This window comes from Chromobacterium sp. S0633, assembly GCF_024158805.1.
Taxonomy (GTDB): domain Bacteria; phylum Pseudomonadota; class Gammaproteobacteria; order Burkholderiales; family Chromobacteriaceae; genus Chromobacterium.
Window position 1 is genome coordinate 23,944 of sequence record NZ_JAMZGH010000044.1, and the last position, 17,867, is coordinate 41,810.

The window sequence follows — 17,867 nt, forward strand, 5'->3', positions numbered from 1 at the left end:
GGAGGCCGCCATGAGCCTGATTCCCGAGATCAAACCGCAGCAATCGCTGGAACTGCTCAAAGAGCTGCACATCCTGACCCGCGACGGCAAGATCAACCAGGACACCCGCCGCAAGCTGAAACAGGTTTACCACCTGTACCAGTTCATCGAGCCGCTGATGGCCGACGTGCTGGCGGAAAAAGGCGAGATGAGCCTGGCCGACCACGGCGCCGGCAAATCCTATCTGGGCTTCATCCTTTACGACCTGTTCCTGAAGGACAAGGCCGCCGGCAGCGTCTACGGCATCGAAACCCGGCCGGAACTGGTCAGCCGCTCGCAAGAGCTGGCCGCCCGCCTAGGCTTCGAACGCATGGGCTTTTTGAACCTGAGCGTGGAACAGTCGATCACCTCGGAGCAATTGCCGGAGCAGGTGGACATCATCACCGCGCTGCACGCCTGCAATACCGCCACCGACGACGCCATCCGCTTCGCGCTGGCCAAGAACGCGCGCTACATCGTGCTGGTGCCCTGCTGCCAGGCGGAAGTGGCCGGCGTGCTGCGCCAGAAGAAAAACCAGAGCTTCGGCCTGACCCCGCTGTCCGAGATGTGGCGCCACCCCATCCACACCCGCGAGTTCGGCAGCCATCTGACCAATGTGCTGCGCTGCCTGCAGCTGGAAGCGCGCGGCTATCAGCTCACCGTCACCGAGCTGGTGGGCTGGGAACACTCGATGAAGAACGAGCTGATCATCGCCAAGTACACCGGCCAGCGCAAAAACAGCGCACGCGAACGCCAGGAGGCGATTTTGAAAGAGCTGAACCTGGAAGACCTGCGCGAGCGCTTTGTTTACTAGTAGCCAGTTCAAAGGCTTTAATGATTCGCGGGTTGCGGCATCGTTAATACGATGGAAACCGCGTATTCGACGCGCCCTCACTCCCTTCAAGCCTGCCGACGGGTGGCAGGCCCGAGGTCTTAAGCGGCTGCCTGTTCGAGCAGCGCGACGTTAGCGCGCTGCGAGTTCAGCCGCGCCTCGGGACTGACGGGAACCGGCGGGAAGCCGTAGGCCAGGCTTGCAGGGCGGCCTTTGGGGTAAAGGGGAATTTGGCCGCGCAAATTCCCCTTTCCGTTTTATTCCCTCGCGACGCTACGCTTGCTTCGCTCGGTCAGGGCGGAACCGGCCCTAAATCATCATCCGCGTAGCGGACTCAAAACTCAAAATATCGTAAACAGGTCCAACTACGCCACTGACACCCGTCGCCTCGGCCCGTTTCCGGGCCCTGAGCATAATGGGAACGACGCACCCGGACCGCCCCGCGCGGCCGGTCCCGCCCCCGCCCGCTTCTCCTCCCGCCTCAGATTCTTCCGAGCGTTTCTCCGCGTCCGCCGGGGGCCCTTCCCAGGAGCCCGACATGAATATCAGCGCCAACGGCGTCAAACTGATCCAGCAATTCGAAGGCCTGCGCCTCAAGGCCTACCAGGACGCGGTGGGCGTCTGGACCATAGGCTACGGCCACACCGGTCCGGACGTGACGCCGGGTCTGGTCATCAGCCAGGCCCAGGCCGACGCGCTGCTGGCGCGCGATTTGAACCGCTTCGAAACCGGCGTCTCCCGGCTGGTCCAGGTGCCGCTGAACCAGAACCAGTTCGACGCGCTGCTCAGCTTCAGCTACAACCTGGGCCTGGGTTCGCTGCAGAACTCCACCCTGCTGCGCCTGCTCAATCAGCGCGACTACGCCGGCGCCGCCGCCCAGTTTCCGCGCTGGAACAAGGCCGGCGGCAAAGTGCTGCCCGGCCTCACCCGCCGCCGCGCGGCGGAGCAGGCCCTGTTTCTGCAACCGGTCTGAGCACGTGGTCTGAGCCATGAAAAAAGCCCAAGCATCCGCTTGGGCTTTTTTACGGAACGCGGCGAACTCAGCCGCGCCGCCGCCGTGTCTTATTGCGGCGACTGCACCAGTTGGGACTCTTTCACCCCTTTTTGACCTTCGGCCTCGTCAACGCTCTGCAGCTTGTTGCGAGCGTACAGCACGCCCATCTTCACTTCCTGCCAAACGTAGTAAATCTTGCCCGCCACCATGTCCAGGGTCAGGCTGGAATCGTTCTCGGCCTTGCCCACCAGCGTGTGCGAACCCGGCTCCAGATCGGCCATGATGTAGGTTTTGGCCACGGTGTCGCCCAAGGCCTTGTTGTCGGCCAGAACATTCATTTTCACGGCGGCGCCCATCGCCTCGTTGCGATAGATGTAGACGCGGGCCTTGGCCGGCTGGGCGTTGAACTGCTTGGCTTGAGCGTCCGCCTCGGGCGTGGCCAGCGTGGTGGAGGCGCAGCCGGACAGCAGGGCCAACAGAGAAGCAGCGGCAAATAGTTTTTTCACGGAAAGTTCTTTCTTATATTTAAATGGTATGGCGGCGGGGATTCTACATGCAAATATTCCGCCTCGCATCCATCCATTTTCACTTTCCGAAAATGCCGAACCGGCCTCGCGGCCCCGGCTCAATCCTCGTCCGCCAACACCGTCTCGCCGTCGCGCTGCGCCAGCATGAAACGGCGCAGCGGCCGGTGCCGCGCGATCAGCTCCGCCAAGCGCGGCGAATGGCTGGTCACCCACAGCTGGCTGTGGCGGCCGGCCTCGGCGATCAGCCGCGCCAAGGCCGGCAACAAGTCCGGGTGCAGGCTGTTTTCCGGCTCGTTCAAGGCCATGAAGGCCGGCGGACGCGGGCTGAGCAAGGCCACCGCCAGGCATAGGAAACGCAAGGTGCCGTCGGACAATTCGGCCGCCTCCAGCGGCCGCAGAATGCCGTCGCGCTGCATCAGCATCTGGAAACGGCCATGCAGCGCCTCCGTCTGGAAGCGGCTGTCCGGAAACGCGTCGGCCAGCACGCTGTGCAGCAGTTCGACGTCGCCGATCTCCACAATGGTCTGGAAGGCGGCCGCCAAGTTGCCGCCGTCGTGCGCCAGCACCGGCGAGCGGATGCCCACTTGCGGCGCGCGCGGCGGCGAGCCGGGCCACACCGCGAACTCATGGTAGAAACGCCAGCGCCGCAGCGTCTCCCGCACTTGCGACACCTCGGGATAGAGATGCGGCTCAGCCAATTGGCCGAACACCGACTCCTCGGCCTGCAGGCCCAAGGGATAGGTGGTCCTGACCCCGTCCACGCTGGTGAGAAAGGCGCTCTGATTGCGCCGCTCCAGCACCTGGGCCGAGGGGCGGCGGCCCTGGCCGGCCAGCCACAGCGTTTCCTCCTTCACCAATGGGTCCAGCGAGAACAGGCTGCGGCTGGGCTCGGGGTAGCCCAGCTGCAATTCGTAGTCGTAATCGGCCAGCCGCGCCGCCAGCGCCATGCGCTTGGGCTCGCCCTTGCGGTCGCCGCGGCGCAGGCCACCGGCCCACATCGCCTTCTGAATGCCGCCCTCTTCCGCCAGCGCCGCGGACAGGCGGCCGCAGGCGGCCTCGTGGAGCAGGCGCACCGCTTTGTAGAGATTGGATTTGCCGCAGCCGTTGGGCCCGACGACGACGTTGAGCGGCTCCAGCTCCAGCCGCAGCTGACGGATGGAACGGAAACCCTTGAGGCTGAGCTCGTGAATGGACATGGCGGCTCCGGTGACGACGGAGCCGCCATTCTAGCGCGGACGCGCCGTTTTACTGCAGCGCCTGGTTGATCACCATGGCGATGCGCGCGCCGGCCTTGACCAGCTGCTGTTTGACCAGCTGAGCGCCGGCGGTCTGGTAGGTGCGGTCCAGGTAGGCCACGTCGCTGGGGGCTTGGCCGCAGCTGAAGTTGGACAGCGGGCCGTAGACCTCGCTGCGCGCGTACTGATTGGATTCCTTGATCCAGTCATTGACCTGCCCGCTCTGCCAGCCGGCGATGTTGCGCGCGTAGTACTTGAGGTTCTGCGTCGCCCAGCTCTGCTCGTTGGCGCCGCTCAAGGCCTGCTGCACCAGGGCGGTGTCCCACACCGAATGCAGATTGCCGGTCTTGTTGCTGCCGGCCAGCCGCGTCTTGACGTCGTTGCCGCCGCGGTCGTGGTTGTCGGCCGCGTGCAGCGGCTGGTGGATGTCGCCGATCATGTGGAGCAGGAAGGTCAGCGCCTGGGCGCGGGCGGACTTGCTCGCGGTTTTGTCGGCCAGCACCTTGCTGTAGCGCCCGATCTGATTGGACGCGCAGTTGCCGCTGGGACAATCGTCCTCTTCCACGCCGTCGCACACCGGTTCGTCGTTGTAATGCCATTGATCCGAGCCCGGCAGCTGCTGTTTCAATTCCTGCTTGTGCTGGTCCATGTACAAGGCCAGCTGGGCGAAGTCCGCGTTGGGGATCAATTGATTGACCGCGGCCTTGGCCTGGGGGCTCAACAATTGCTGAGCGACGTAGCCGGTGACGCGGTGGCCTTCCTGACCCCAGGCCAGCGCTTGGGCGCTGGGCAGCGCGAAAGCGGCGGACAACAGCAGGGCGAGCGTAAATTTCTTCATGACGGTTTCTCTTGTGATTGTGATATGCCGAGACGGGCGCGCCGCCCGTCTTTTTATGGCGAACGGATATTACCCGAAAACCGTTAAATTAAGATGCCAATATCATTTCATTTGAAGATATACGCTGTACGACCCCGTAAAAAAACCCGGCAATGCCGGGTTTCCTTTTCCTGCTCATTCCGCCGCGCTCAACGCGGCCGGTCGCCCAGGATGGTGGCGCGGTGCATCACCCGCCGCTGCGGCAGGTAATCCGCCACCGCGTAATGCTGGGTCACGCGGTTGTCCCAGAACGCCAGATCGTTTTCCTTCCAGCGCCAGCGCACGGTGAATTCCGGCCGCGCGGCGTGGGCGAACAGCAGGGCCAGCAGGGCATCGCTCTCGCGCGGCGCCAGTTCCAGGATGCGGGTGGTAAAGCCTTCGTTGACGAACAGGCCCTTGCGGCCGGTGACCGGATGGGTGCGCACCACCGGGTGCACCACCGGCGGATGGTCGCGGCTGGCCTGTTGCCAGCGCGTGTATTGCGGCGTGTCCTTGAAGCGGCTTTCCGGGAAGGAATGAATAAAGCTGTGCTCAGCGCTGAGGCCGTCCAGCAGCGCGCGCAAGGCCGGCGACAGCGCGTCGTAAGCGGCGCTGTTGCTGCTCCACAGCGTGTCGCCGCCCACCTCCGGCAGCTGCCGCGCCGCCAGCACCGCGCCCAGCGGCGGGGCGGCGATGAAGGTGACGTCGGTATGCCAGTTGTCGTTGTCCGGCAGATTGTCGACATGGGTGTCCAACACGATGATTTCCGGCTGCTCCGCCACCGTCGGGTAGACCGGATGCAGGTGCAGATCGCCGAAGCGGGCGGCGAAATCGCGCTGCTGGCGCGGCGTCAACGGCTGGTTCTCGAAGAACAATACCTGATGGCGCAACAGCGCCGCCTCGATCGCGTCGCGCTCGGCGCCGGACAGCGGCGCGCTCAGATCGACGCCGGAAACAATGGCCCCCAGGGCCGGGCTGATGGCTTGCAGTTGCAGGCTCATGAATGTGCTCCTTATCCGCGCGGCGGAAACCAAATCCAAAAAATCGAAAACTCGCTCAAAAACGTTCCGGCGCGGCCCAGCCGGCGAAGCGCCGCTCCACCCAACGCAGCCCCAATTCCAGCGCCAGCGCGATCCAGGCGATGATCAGGATGCCGGCGATCACCGCGTCGGTGACCAGGAACTGGGCGGCGGACTGCACCATGAAACCCAGGCCGCGGGTGGCGGCCACCAGCTCCGCCGCCACCAGGGTGGACCAGCCCACGCCCAGGCCGATGCGCAGCCCGGTCAGGATCTCCGGCAGCGCGCTGGGCAGCACCACCAGCCGCAGCAGCTGGCCGCGGCTGGCGCCCAGCGAGCGCGCCGCCTGCAGCCGCGCCGGGTCCGCGCGGCGCACGCCGGCGGCGGTGGCGATGGCCAGCGGCGCGAAGATGGCGAGATAGATCAGCAGCACCTTGCTGGCCTCGCCAATGCCGAACCAGATCACGATCAAGGGCAGATAGGCCAAGGGCGGCACCGGCCGGTAGAACTCGATCAGCGGGTCCAGCGCCGCATGCGCGCGCCGGCTCAGGCCCATCAGCATGCCCAGCGGCACCGCGGTGGCCGCGGCCAGCAATAGCGCCAGGCCCACCCGGCCCAGGCTGGCGGCGGCGTGACGCCACAGGCTGGCGTCCATGAAGCCGTTGACGGCCAGGTCCGCCAGCCGCGCCGCCACCTGGGCCGGGCCGGGCAGGAATAGCGGCGACACCAGCCCGCCGGCGCTGGCCGCCCACCACAGCAGCAGCAGGCCGCCCACGGACAGCGCGCTGGGCCAGCGCCGACGCCAGGCGGCGAAGCGGCCGGAGAGCGGTGCGGGGGCATGGGCCGGCGGCGGCGCGCTCAGCTCGGCCTGCGCGGCCGGACCCAATTCAGTCAGTTCAAGCGGCGGCATGGTCGGCCTCCTCGGCGCGGAAAATCCAGTCCAGCAAATGCTCGCGCATGGCGATGAAGGCGGGATCGGCCTTGATCGAGCGCGCCGATTCGCCGACGGCGTAGCGGTGGGCGAAGCCCAGTTTCTGCCGCAGCGCGATGCGGCCGGGGCGCGGCGTCAGCACCAAGAGCTCGGTGCCGAGGAACAGCGCTTCCTCGATGCTGTGGGTGATCAGGAAGATGCCCTTGCCGCTGCGCTGCCACAGGCTAAGGATCAGCGACTGCATCTTTTCCCGGGTCAGCGCGTCCAGCGCGCCCAAGGGCTCGTCCAGCAGCAGGAAGTCGGGATCGGCCGCCAGCGCGCGCGCCAGGCCCAGGCGCTGACGCATGCCGCCGGACATCTGGCTGAGCGCGTGGCCGGCGAAGGCTTCCAGCCCCACCCAGCCCAGCATGCGGCGCGCCTCGAGTCGCCGCTGTTCGCGCGGCATCCCGCGCAGGCGCAGGCCGAAGGCGACATTGTCCTCGGCGTTGAGCCAGGGCATCAGCGCGTCGTCCTGGAACACCACGCCGCGGTCCGCGCCCGGCCCGCGCACCGGCCGGCCATTGGCCAGCACCCGGCCCTGGCTGGGCGTCTGGAAGCCGGCCATCAGCCCCAGCAAGGTGGACTTGCCGCAGCCGGACGGCCCCAGGGCCACCACGATCTCACCGGAACGCAGCTCCAGCGACACCCGGTCCAGCGCCTGCACCGGGCCGGACGGGCCGGCGTAGCTGACGCCGGCGTTTTCCACGATCAAGCTCGCCATCGCGGCCTCCTCGCGCTCAGCGCGGCTGCGCCAGCCGCACGAAGCGCGGCTCGACATAGGCTTGATAATCCGGCAGCACCGCTTCCACCTTCTTCTGTTCCTTCAGGAACAAGGCGGTGTCGCGCAGCGCCTTGGCGGTGCCGCCGCCCAGCAAGCGCGGCGACAGCTGCTCCTGCGCCAGCGGGAAGCGGCTGCCGGCCAGCAGGCCGGGAATCTGCGCCGGATCGGCCCCGGTCAGCCGCGCGATCTTGGCCACCTGCGGCGAGCCGGCGCTCCAGGCCGCCGGCTTGGCGCGGTAATCGGCGAAGGCCTGCAAGGTCACCTTGGCGAAGGCGGCCAGCGCCTGCGGCTGGGCGGCGGCGAAATCCTTGCGCGCCACCCAGGCTTCGAAAGTGGGCGCGCCCCACTGCCCCACTTGTTCGGAATTGACCAGCACCGAGCCGGTTTTCAGCGCCTGGCTCAAGGCCGGGTCCCAGACATAGGCGGCGTCGATGTCGCCGCGCTGCCAGGCGGCGCTGATCTCGGACGGGCGCAGATTGACGATGGACAGCTTGGCCGGGTCCAGCTTCCAGTGTTTGAGCGCGGCCAGCAGGCTGTAATGGGTGGTGGAGACATAGGGCACCGCCACCTTTTTGCCGATCAGGTCCCGCGGGGTCTTGATGCCGCTGCCCTTGCGCGCCACCAGCGCCTCGGAGTTGCCGATCTCGGCGACGATCAGAAAGGTCTGGATCGGCAGTTGGCGGGTGGCGGCGGCGCTGAGCGGGCTGGAGCCCAGATCGGCGATATGCACATCGCCGGAAGCCAGCGCGGCCAGCACTTCCGCGCCGCTCTCGAACTTGCGCCATTGCAGCGGCCGGCCGATGGCTTTTTCATACAAGCCGTCGGCCTGGGCCACTTTGGAGGGATCGACCCCGGTCTGGTAGCCGATGACGATGGGCGCCTCGGCGGCGTGTGCCGCCAAGGCGAGGAAGGACAGGCTGGCGAGGCTGAGCGCCAGCAGGGAACGGCGGGAGATGAACATGGACATGGCGAGTTCCTGAACAAGGGGGACTCAGCACACTATAAAAGCCATGTTTAATATCAAAAAGTAATTAAATTTGCTTTCAATATTCCAAATAAATCAATAGCGTATTGGAGCTTGTTCAAAGGCTCGCGAGCAAGAGCGAGACAAGGCGAAAACGAGCGAAAAAGCGGAATGTACACGTGGTACATGAGCATTTTGAGTTCGTTTTCAACGCCGTATCGCCGACGCGCAGCAGATCGTAAACAGGTTCTTACCAGTTCACCTGATCACTCAGCGTCAGCCCGCCGGCCGGCGCCTGCAACACCCGGTTGCCGGCGCGCTGCTCCCAGCTCACGCTGCCGTCGGCGTTCTTGCGGTAGTACTTGTACTCGATGCGCTGGCCGGCCGGCAGATTGACCCGGGTCTTCCACAGCGGGTAGGCCGCCGCGTCCGCCGGCAGGCCCAGATCGGTGTTCCAATTGCCCAGCGCGCGCGCCGCTCCGGTCACGTACAGCTGCTGCCCCCAGCTGGTATCGGCGGCGGCCTGGATCTCCACCGTCGCCTCTCCGGCCCTGGGTTCCACCCGGCAGGCGTAGTAACGCGCGCAGGCGGCTTCCGGCAGATCGACGACGCGTCCGGCGCGGATGGAGGCCAGCAGGCTGATGTACTCGCCCATCGCCCAGCTCAGCGGCGCGATCGAGCGGGTGGGCGTGCCGGCGCGGTTGCCGGCCGGCGTCTCCACCGCCCAGCCGTCCGGCAGCACCGCGCTGTGCGGCCACACCTGTTCCGGCAGCATGCCCTCCGGCGTGGCCAGTTGCTTCAAGGCGGCCAGATAGGGCTGGCCGGCCGCGCCGCCGCCCTGGCGCGCAATCTCGTAGACGCCGCGCTCGGCGGTGAAGATGGGCCACAGCCGGCCCACGCCGCTGCCGGCGAAATCGCCGCCGTCGTTGCGTTCGCCGTAGCCGTCGAAGTTGTAGCGGAACCAGGCGTTGACCGGCAGCGCCGGCGCGCCGGGCAGGTCCAAGCGCTGGCCCAGCACCGCGTCGTAAATGCCCAGCGTGGCGAGCACCGCCGGATCGTCGGCGCGCTTCACGCCCATGCGCACCAGTTCCAGGAAGCCGCCGTCCACCACCCGGCGCGCGTCGCGGCTGCCGCCGCCGTTCTTCACTTCCAGCGCCTGCGGCGTGTCCGGACCCAGCATCGGCGCCTGGCCGGCACGGCCGGCCCCGCCGGCGCGCGCGGACGGATTGAGGCGCAGATAATAACGGCCGTCGCCAAAGCCGCCGCTACGGGTGAAGGTCCAGGCGTCCACGTTCTGCTGCCAGTAATCGGCGGCGGACAGATAGTGCGCGGCGCTGGCGTCGTCGCCGTTGGCGCGGGCGATGTCGGCGGCGGCGGCCAGGCCGGCGATCTGCGCCGCCAGCGTGGACGGCGAATAGCCGCTGTTTTCCTCCCAGCGCTCCTGGTAGGTCCACGGCCCGGCGCTCAGGATGTAGTCGGCGGCCAGCTTGATGCGCGGCCACAGCGGCGAATACACCGCCGGCCCCTGGCGCCAGGCCAGCAGGATGGGCATGGCCTGCTCGTCCATCTGGGTGCCCTGCCAATACTGCGCGCCGCTAACCCAGGCGTTTTGCGGAAAGCGGCCGTTGCGGCTGAAGCCGTCCGGGCAGCCGGCGGCGTCGTATTCCGCCGCGCCGCAGTCGCGGCGCTGCTGCAGGGTGTTGAACAGATAATCCGTCACCCGCGCGGCGGTGGCGCGGTCGCCGGCGGTGAGCAGGGCGTTGGCGAACTTGAACAGGTCGCGCGGCCACACCAGGTGGTAGCCGCCGGCGTTGGCGTCGCCCTGGCTGGCGCCCCACGGCGTGCCCAGGCCGGCCACCATCGCGCCGCTGGCCTTGTCCTGCATGGTTTTCAGCGTCATCGCCGCCAGGTAGTAGCCGTCGTCGGCGCTGCCGCCCTGATCGGACAGGCCGGCGGCGTAAGCCTGCCAGCCGGCGTCGTAGCGCCGCTGCGCCGCGTCCAGATCGCCGCTCAGCGCCGCCTCGGCCGTGTCCAGCGCCTGCCCCTGGCTGGCGCCGAAGCCCAGCACCACGTCGAAGGACACGCTGGCCGCGCGCGGGTCGCCCAGTTCCAGCCAGCCCATCTGCGCCACATTGCCATTGCCGGCGGAATCGAAAGTCCAGTCCATGCGCTTGTCGGCGCCGCCGCCCAGCAGATCGGTCCAGCCGTCGCTGAGGCCGACAAAGCCGTTGGACAGCATGCGGCGGCCGTTCTGCGTCTTCCACGGCAGGCTGCTCAGCAGCGCCGAGGCGCGCTGATTGCGGCTGGCCGCCAAGGCCGCGCCGCCGCCGGCGCGCGCCAGGGTGGCGGCGCTATTGCCGGCGCCGGCGTTGTCCAGATAGGGTTTGAACAGCAGATAAAGCCGGAAATCGCCGACGCGGCGGCCGTCCAGCGCGCTGAAGGTGACGCGCTGGATCAGCGCGTCGCGCGCCGGATCAGTGAAGATGCGCTTGCTGATGCGCCAGTGATGGGCCGGGTTGCCGGTCTGCGCCTGCCAGCTCATGCTGCGCGGATGCAGCCGCTGCACGCGGTAGTCCTGCCGCTTTTCCTCGTCGACGAAGCCGCCGCCGGCGTCGCCCACCAGGAATTGCAGATCCACCGCCGCCTGGGTGTCCACAGCCGGGTAGAACACCTCGGACACCACGCCGCGATAGCCGGTGAAATACACCCGCGACGGCCCCTCCGTCGCCACGCCCACGAAAGACTTGGCCGCCGGGCCGCGCACCGCCGTCAGTCCCGGCGCGCCAAACGCCTCGCCGGCCTGCGCCGCGCCACCCAAACCGCCCAACAGCAGGGCCAGGCCCATCCATTGCTTGATCATGTCCGCTCGCTCCTGATTTTGGCAGGGAGCGTAGCAAAACAAAATCCAAATGTCATTTAGAATGAAAAGGATTTTCAGCCTATCCAAGCCTTAGGGTCAGGCGCTGAAATTTTCCTACCCGTCGCTTAGCCGCGGTTCAAAGTCTCGCGAGCCAGGGCGAGACAAGGCGTTTTCCGCTCAACAGCGCATAAGCCGCTTCAGAACACCGTCTCCCATTCCTCCCTCACCCGGTACTCCTCGTCCACCAGGAACACGCGCTTCCATTTGTCGAAGCTCAGGCAAGGGTGGGAGCTGCCAAACACCAGCAAATCGCCTATCCGCAGGTCCAGGCCGGGGCCGCAGTCCAGCAAGGCGTGCTGATCCATCAAGGCGCGGGTGCGCAGGCCGCCGGGCGCGAATTCCACGCGCCGCCCCTGGCGGTACTGCGCGAACGGCTGCGGCAGGCCGGCGTCGAAGGCCACGTCGCGCTTGCCCAAGCCCACGACGGCCAGGCCCGGCTCCGGCAGCGACTGCACCAGCGCGCACAACTCCAATGCCGGGGACAGCCCGCCGTCCAGCCGCGCCGCCAGCGGCTCGCGCGCTTGCAGCGCGGCGTAAGCCTGCCGATAGATGCCGTGGTCCTGCGTCACATAGCAGCCGGGGCGGATCACATGACGCACCCCGGACAGGCCGGCGTCCCGCAGCTGCCGGCTGACGATGTCGAACCAGACCGAGCCGGCCCCGGTCAGCAACACTTCCGGCGCGCCGGCGAAGTCGCCGTTGCGCAGCAGCGTGCCGCACACCGCGACCGCGCGCTGAATCAGCGCCTGTATCGCCGCGATGTCCGCCTGCTCGTCGTCGCCATGGATTACGCCCTCGTAGAAGGCCACGCCGGCCAGCGCCAGGCCCGGCAGCTTGGCGATGTGCTCCGCCAGCGCATAAGCCTGCCGCTCGGTGCGGCAGCCGCAACGCCCGCCGGGCGCGCCCATTTCCAGCAAGACCGACATCCGCAGTTGCCGGGCGGCGAAAAAGTCCGACAGCCGCCGCGCATTGTCCACGCTGTCCACGCAGCAATGGAGGGCGGCGCGCCCTTGCCGCAGCAGCGCGGCAAGCAGCTCCATATTCGCCCGGCCCAGCAATTGATTGGCGATGATCACGTTCTCGGCCCCGGCCGCCACCGCCGCCTGGGCCTGAAACGCGCTGGCCACGCCCAGTCCCCAGGCGCCGGCAGCCAATTGCCGCCGGAAAATCGCCGGCGTCATCGTGGTCTTGCCGTGCGGCGCCAGCGAAACCCCCATCGCGTCCGCGAAACCTTGCATCCAACGGATATTGCCGTCCAGCGCGGCCTCCTTGATCACCAGTGCCGGCAGGCAGGCGTCCTCATGCAGGATATTGGCCCCGCCCTCTCCGCGGAACATCAGCGCCGCCTTGTGCCGCGCGGGCTCCGCTCCAAATTCGCTCAGCATCATCCTGTTCTCCCTGGTATCCCTATCCGCCAGTTGTAGAGCCTGTTCAAAGTCTCGCGAGCTAGAGCGAGACAAGGCGAAAACAGCTGAGAAAGCGGAATGTACAAGTGGTACATGAGCATTTCGAAGTTGTTTTCAACGCCGTATCGCCGACGCGCAGCAGACATTGAACAGGTTCTCAGCCATGGCTTTCACGCTCAGTCGTAATCATCTCCAGCACCTCCTCCCGGGAACGCGCGCTCGCCGGCGTCAGCCAGGTGACGACAACGGCCAGCAGCAGGCTGAGCAGCACCGCGGGAATCACCGGATTGCCCAGCCGCGCCAGCCACGACGGCGACAGGATGACGGCCAGCGAGGCGAGGCTGCCGCCCAGCAGCGCGGCGATGCAGCCCTGCCAATTGAAGCGCGGCCAGAAACGGCCCAGCAGCACGGTGACGAACATGCCGGACATCACCATGGAGATCATCTTGGTGATGTAGCCGATGATGTCGTTGGAGGTCAGCGCGAAGAGATAGGCCAGCAGGATCACCAGCAGCAGGAACAGCCGGGACAGCGCAATCGCCCGCTCCGGCGGCGGCATCCGGCCGCGGAGCCAGACGTAGAGATCGCGCAGGATGATGGAGACCCCGGCAATCGCGTCCGAGCTGCCGGAGGACATATTGGCCGACATGCCGGCGATCAGCACCACCACGGCCAGCGCCTGCGGCAAAGCGGTGGTGGCGTGCAGGAAGGCGAAGCTGCTATTGGCCAGATTGGGCTCCATCGCATGCGTGGCCATGCCGATGATGGCCGGTAGAAAGGAAAAACCCATATACAGCAGGCCGGTGATGATGAAGGACTGGCGGATCACGCTGGCGGATTCGGCGGCGTAGATGCGCTGGCGGTAGGAGGGCGTGGCCAGCACGCCCACGCCGATCACCGCGGCCAGCGACAAGGCCGGCAGCAGGCCCAGCTTGCCGATGCCGAAGGGCGTGAACGCGGCCGGATCGGTCCGGCTCACCACCACCTCCCAGCCGCCGACATGGCGCACCGACAGGGCCGCCAGCACGATGAAGCCGAGGAAGAGCACGATGGACTGCAAGGTGTCGATCCAGGACACCGCCTTGTAGCCGCCGATGCCGACGTAGAACACGAAGCCGACGGCGACAATGGTCTTGGCCGCCCGGATATCAATGCCGGAGGCCCAGGCCAGGTACAGGCCGCCGCCCAGGATGTGCGCGCCCAGCCAGCCCAGGGAGGCGCAGAAAATGATGACCGCCACCAGGTTTTTGACCAGCTTGCTGCCGCCGGTGTAGTAGCAGACCTCCTCGCTCATGGTCATGAAGCGGAGGTTCCGGACCGGCGCGAACCACCAGGCCGTCAACAGGATGCCGGTGGCGCCGCCAACGCCGTACAACATGCCGGCCCAGCCGTTGGCGTAACCGAAGCTGACCGCGCCGATGCTGGAGCCGGTGCCCACCATGGTGCCCACCGTCGAACCCAGCGTCAGCAGCATCGGCATCTTGCGGCCGCCCAGGATGAAGTCCTCGCCGGTTTTCTGATGCCGGGTCACATACCAGCCCAATGTCATCATGCCGGCGGCGTAGATCAGAAACCATGTCAGAAAATCGCTATTCGCCATCGCCCTCTCCTTTTCATCGGCCGCGCTGCCGCGCCTGGCGCAACATGCTTAATATTTGAACTTGGCGTTAAAACACCTCATGTCCACCTCAACCATGCAATCCACCACCAGCTCCGCCACGCAGCACACCCGCGCCGGCGGATGCTCGGCGAAGAACGAGCGGAACACCCGGTTGAAAGAGGGGAAATAACGGGCGTCGCTGAGAAAGACCTGCATATGCACGATGTCCGCCGGCGCGAAGCCGGCCTCGGCCACAATGTCCAGGCAGTTCTGTATCGCCAGCCGCGACTGTTCCACGATGCCGCCGGCGATGATTTCGCCGTCCCGCATCGGGGTTTGCCCGGACACGTACAACCAGCCGTCCGCCGCCGCCGCCGCGGCGAAAGGCAGCGCTTGCCCGCCGGCGCCGGCGCTGCCGCTTACTCCATAACGTTTAATCATGCTGCCTCTCCCTAAGAGCCTGTTTACGATCTGCTGCGCGTCGGCGGAATAGTTAGACAAGGGCGTTGAAAACCGCTTCGAAATGCTCATGTACCGTATGCACATTCCGCTTTCTCAGCCGTTTTCGCCTTGTCTCGCTCTTGCTCGCTAGAGCGTAAACACGCTCTAACCGGCCTGACGGCTTCTGCTCAAGAACCGCCCGGCGCGGACTCCGCTCAGCCGCTGCTGGGCATAGGTTTGCACCCCGTTGACGAAGACCCGCTCAATGCCCGCCGCCGCCTGCCGCGGCTGCTGGAAGCTGGCGACGTCGTCGATCCGCTGGTAGTCAAACAGCACCAGATCGGCGAAATAGCCGGCACGGATCAAGCCCCGGTCGCGCAGCGCGAAGCGCCGCGCCGGCAGGCCGGTCATTTTGTGGACGGCGGTGGACAGCGGGAACAGTTGCAAGTCCCGGCTGTAATGGCCCAGCACCCGGGGGAAAGTCCCCCACAGCCGCGGATGCGGATTGGGATCGCAGGGCAGGCCGTCCGAGCCCACCATCGCCGCCGGGTGGCTCAGGATGCGCCGCACATCGTCCTCATGCATCTGGAAGTAAATGGCGCCGGCGGGCAGCAGGCGGCCGGCCGCCTGGTGGATGTCGCACGCCCAGAGGCCGGCGATCTGTTGCAGGGTTTTCCCCGCCATCTCCGGATGCGGCGCGGACCAGGTGATCAGGATGTCGTAGTCGGCGGTGACCTGGCCGGGGTCGAGATTGGAGGAGCCGGCGCGGTAGGGGTAGCAATCGAGGCTGATGTCCTGCCCCAGGCGCCGGATGTCGATCAGCGCCAGCGTCTCCGCCGAGCGTCCCCAGTTTTTCAGCCCGGCGCATTTGTGGTGCGAGATCTGCACCGGCACCTTGGCGCTGCGGCCGATGAGGAAGGCTTCCTCCATCGCCTCCAGCACCCCGTCGTACTCGGTGCGCATATGGGTGGCGTAGACGCCCTGGTATTCGGCCAGCGGCGCGGCCAGCCGGCAGACTTCCTCGGTGGACGCCTGCGCCGCGCTGTCATAGGACAGGCCGGTGCTCAAGCCCAGCGCGCCCTGCTCCAGCGCCAGGATCAAATGCTCGCGCATCGCGGCGATGCCGGCCTCGTCCGCCGGCCCCTGCTGCGACGCCAGGCAGCGGTGCCGCAAGGTGGTGTGGCCGATCAAGGTGGCGACGTTGACCGAGGGCCGCGCCGCTTCGATGGCGGCGCGGTAGCTGGCCAGGTCCGGATAACGGAAGTCCTCCAATTCGCCCAGCAGATTGATCGGCGCCGGCACCTCGTCGCCCAGCACCGCGCCCACCGCGCTGAGTCCGCAGTTCCCGACGATGATGCTGGTCACGCCCTGCGAGGTTTTTTCCAGGTAGTCCGGGCGCCGGATCACCGCCAGGTCGTCATGGGTGTGAACGTCGATGAAGCCGGGCACCAATACCAGGCCGGCGCAGTCGATGCGCTGTCCGGCGTCGCCGTCAAGCTCGGCGGCCACCGCCGCGATGCGTTCGCCTATCACCCCGACATCCGCCCGCCGCTCCGGCGCGCCGCTGCCGTCCGCCACCAAGGCGCCCTTGAACAAGTAGTCGTATCGCATATTGCTCTCCTATCCCGCCATTGCCTCCCGGTAAGCGCGGGCGAAAGCCCGCGCCTGCGCCCGCGTCCTCTCCGGCGGCTGGCCGGCGCGATACAACTCGCCGCCCAGCCCCGCCCCCCGGCAGCCGGCGCGTAGATAATCCGCCAGCGTCTCCGGTCTCACTCCGCCCACCGCGTAGATGTCCACCGCTTCCGGCAGCACCGTCCGCAAGGCGGCCACATAAGCCGGCCCCAGCGCGCCGGCGGGGAACAGCTTGATCCGGCGCGCGCCGGCCGCGATGGCGTCGAAAGCCTCGGTGGCCGTGGCGCAGCCCGGCAGCAATTGCATGCCCGCGGCCAGGCCCTGGCGGATCACCTCGGCATCGACGTTGGGCGTAACGATCAAGCGGCAGCCCAGTTCGGCCAAGCGCCGCACCTGTTCCGGCCGCAGCACGGTGCCGGCGCCGATCAACGCCTGATCGCCATAGCGCTGCGCCGCCAGCTGAATGCCGGCCTCCCAGCGCTCCGAATTCAGCGGTATCTCCACCGCCTCGAAGCCCGCCTCGATCAAGGCCGGCACGTGCAGCTCCAGCTCCTCCGGCCGGATGCCCCGTAAAATCGCCACCAGCGGCAGCTTGCTGTCCATTTCTTGCTCCCTGTTGAATCCACCACCCCGCCCACGAGACTTTGAACAAGCTCTCAGAGCAAGCCCCGAGTCCGCGCCAGCAAAATCGCTCCATGACCGGCCAGATCCGCCTGCGTCGCCTCGTCCACCATCGCCACATTGCCGGAGAAGAACTCATCGCCGGCCACCAGGCAGCCCAGCGCCGCGCGCAGCAGCGGCCGGCCGGTGGCGATGAATTGCGTGCCCGGACTCATATTCAGCGCGCGGCTGTTTTTCAAGGTCAGCAAGTCCGCGCCCAGCACCGCGCCCAACAGGAAATTGGCCCTGGCGTTGTGGTCGTACACCGTGAACTGGTCCAGCGTGCGCACCATGAAACAGGCCCGGCCCAGGCCGATGCGGCTGGCCTGCTCGGCCCCGGCCAACAACATCTCCACATCCAGCTCCGCGGCGAACGAGCCGCCCAGCGCATCCGCCAGCAAGGTGTTGTGGGTAATCACGTGCAAGAGCTCGCCGGCCAGCGTGGTCACGCAGCCGGCGATCCGCTGCCGCGCGTCCAGATGGATGAATTTGGAATGCGAGCCGGGAATGGCCAGAATGGCCGGCTGGCGGATGGACAGCCTGTCGATCAAGGCCATCGCCTCGACCTCTTCGCCGCGCATCATGTCCATGCGCTCGCAGTTGTGCAGGCCGATGTCCTCGGACAGATTCTTCACCCCAGGCACAAACCAGATCGGCCGCGCGCACACCTCAGGCACCACGCAGGCCCTCATCCCGGCGGCCAGTGCCTCGCGGCCGGCGGGCGCCAGCAGGTGGGGAATCTCCAACAGGCCCATATTCGAACTGATCATTCCCGTCGCCAGCAGCAGGCTTGGCTCGTCGATGTCGGCATTTGCCTGGCTCAACGCCTGCGCCAGCGTTTCCCTCACCGCCCGCCGCAATGCGTTCCGGCTGCCCGTCATCGCCGTATCCCGGCTCCCCACCCGCTGCGCCGCGCGCGCAATCGGCACTGAATCGCGCCATAAGGTAGCGCGGGTATTCGTGGTGCCGGCATCAATGGTCAATATCATTTCCACGCTTTAAATAATGGACT

Annotated in this window: 16 protein-coding genes; 2 read left to right on the forward strand and 14 right to left on the reverse strand. The window is 66.8% G+C overall.

The features are described 5' to 3' along the window. Positions 1-10 precede the first annotated feature (10 nt). Together NK214_RS20315 and NK214_RS20320 are read left to right on the forward strand one after the other, a co-directional pair. The gene (locus NK214_RS20315) at positions 11-832 is read left to right on the forward strand and encodes an SAM-dependent methyltransferase (RefSeq protein WP_107801461.1); all 822 of its coding nucleotides are present in this window, start codon (positions 11-13) and stop codon (positions 830-832) included. A 556-nt stretch (positions 833-1,388) separates the two neighbouring features. Continuing rightward, the gene (locus tag NK214_RS20320; RefSeq protein ID WP_253315354.1) at positions 1,389-1,823 is read left to right on the forward strand and encodes a lysozyme; all 435 of its coding nucleotides are present in this window, start codon (positions 1,389-1,391) and stop codon (positions 1,821-1,823) included. An 89-nt stretch (positions 1,824-1,912) separates the two neighbouring features. Here the strand turns inward: NK214_RS20320 and NK214_RS20325 are convergent, their stop codons facing one another. The 14 genes from NK214_RS20325 to NK214_RS20390 all read right to left on the reverse strand — a co-directional run bounded on the left by NK214_RS20325 (position 1,913) and on the right by NK214_RS20390 (position 17,844). After that, positions 1,913-2,350, reverse strand: a complete 438-nt coding sequence (locus NK214_RS20325) for a DUF2846 domain-containing protein (RefSeq protein ID WP_200123092.1) — start codon at positions 2,348-2,350, stop codon at positions 1,913-1,915. Between the two features lie 119 nt (positions 2,351-2,469). Further along, positions 2,470-3,567, reverse strand: coding sequence for an AAA family ATPase (locus NK214_RS20330; protein ID WP_107801458.1), 1,098 nt, complete (start codon positions 3,565-3,567; stop codon positions 2,470-2,472). 49 nt (positions 3,568-3,616) lie between these two features. Continuing rightward, positions 3,617-4,444 (reverse strand): S1/P1 nuclease, encoded by an 828-nt coding sequence (locus tag NK214_RS20335; RefSeq protein ID WP_227106258.1) that lies wholly within the window; start codon positions 4,442-4,444, stop codon positions 3,617-3,619. Between the two features lie 188 nt (positions 4,445-4,632). Continuing rightward, positions 4,633-5,463, reverse strand: a complete 831-nt coding sequence (tauD, locus tag NK214_RS20340) for a taurine dioxygenase (RefSeq protein ID WP_227106256.1) — start codon at positions 5,461-5,463, stop codon at positions 4,633-4,635. Between the two features lie 55 nt (positions 5,464-5,518). Further along, complete coding sequence (gene tauC / locus NK214_RS20345) at positions 5,519-6,391, reverse strand: taurine ABC transporter permease TauC (RefSeq protein ID WP_253315355.1); 873 nt, start codon at positions 6,389-6,391, stop codon at positions 5,519-5,521. Then, positions 6,378-7,172 carry a taurine ABC transporter ATP-binding protein gene (locus tag NK214_RS20350; RefSeq protein WP_253315356.1) on the reverse strand — a complete coding sequence of 265 codons (795 nt, stop codon included), beginning with the start codon at positions 7,170-7,172 and terminating at the stop codon, positions 6,378-6,380. Before NK214_RS20350 ends, tauC begins: the two co-directional genes overlap by 14 nt. A 16-nt stretch (positions 7,173-7,188) precedes the next feature. Continuing rightward, positions 7,189-8,199: a taurine ABC transporter substrate-binding protein gene (gene tauA, locus NK214_RS20355; protein ID WP_231580945.1), complete on the reverse strand. Its 1,011-nt coding sequence runs from the start codon at positions 8,197-8,199 to the stop codon at positions 7,189-7,191. Positions 8,200-8,446: 247 nt separating this feature from the next. After that, the gene (locus tag NK214_RS20360; RefSeq protein WP_253315357.1) at positions 8,447-11,056 is read right to left on the reverse strand and encodes a glycoside hydrolase family 15 protein; all 2,610 of its coding nucleotides are present in this window, start codon (positions 11,054-11,056) and stop codon (positions 8,447-8,449) included. Between the two features lie 197 nt (positions 11,057-11,253). Further along, positions 11,254-12,504: an alanine racemase gene (locus tag NK214_RS20365; protein ID WP_253315358.1), complete on the reverse strand. Its 1,251-nt coding sequence runs from the start codon at positions 12,502-12,504 to the stop codon at positions 11,254-11,256. Positions 12,505-12,679: 175 nt separating this feature from the next. Further along, complete coding sequence (locus NK214_RS20370; RefSeq protein ID WP_253315359.1) at positions 12,680-14,122, reverse strand: sodium:solute symporter family protein; 1,443 nt, start codon at positions 14,120-14,122, stop codon at positions 12,680-12,682. A 48-nt stretch (positions 14,123-14,170) separates the two neighbouring features. Beyond that, positions 14,171-14,563 carry a RidA family protein gene (locus tag NK214_RS20375; RefSeq protein ID WP_107801450.1) on the reverse strand — a complete coding sequence of 131 codons (393 nt, stop codon included), beginning with the start codon at positions 14,561-14,563 and terminating at the stop codon, positions 14,171-14,173. A 165-nt stretch (positions 14,564-14,728) separates the two neighbouring features. Beyond that, entirely contained in the window at positions 14,729-16,174 is a 1,446-nt protein-coding gene (locus NK214_RS20380) for an amidohydrolase family protein (protein ID WP_253315360.1), read from the reverse strand. 9 nt (positions 16,175-16,183) lie between these two features. Further along, a complete protein-coding gene (locus tag NK214_RS20385; RefSeq protein ID WP_107801448.1) occupies positions 16,184-16,798 on the reverse strand; it encodes a 2-dehydro-3-deoxy-6-phosphogalactonate aldolase in 615 nt (204 codons plus the stop codon). 53 nt (positions 16,799-16,851) lie between these two features. Then, positions 16,852-17,844 (reverse strand): 2-dehydro-3-deoxygalactonokinase, encoded by a 993-nt coding sequence (locus tag NK214_RS20390; protein WP_253315361.1) that lies wholly within the window; start codon positions 17,842-17,844, stop codon positions 16,852-16,854. Positions 17,845-17,867: the final 23 nt, after the last annotated feature.